The 234-nt window shown below is 45.7% G+C and carries 1 protein-coding gene; it reads right to left on the minus strand.

The window, feature by feature from the left end; translation table 11 throughout:
• On the minus strand, positions 1-234 hold a 234-nt coding region (locus tag AAEZ00_RS22195; protein WP_351090210.1), incomplete at both ends, for an outer-membrane lipoprotein carrier protein LolA.

Consider the following 234-nt stretch of genomic DNA (forward strand, 5'->3'; position numbering starts at 1 on the left):
ACCGAATACTTAGCCCATGTGGCTTCGTCTCGATGCACTAACAAGGCCATAGGTGATGCATCAACGGCTTGAGCAACATCCATCACAGTCACTTCTTCCGCAAAAGGATTATAAATCCACAAGTTAGCGCCATCTGCCACAATTAATGATTCGTCTGGCTGAGTTAAATGCCAGTAAAATTGATTCGGATATGCAAGTGCAAACACCCCGCTGCCGGTTTGAATAGGCTTACTG

The sequence above is a fragment of the Shewanella sp. S1-49-MNA-CIBAN-0167 genome (genome assembly GCF_040310145.1).
In the GTDB taxonomy this organism is placed as follows: Bacteria; Pseudomonadota; Gammaproteobacteria; order Enterobacterales; family Shewanellaceae; genus Shewanella; species Shewanella psychromarinicola.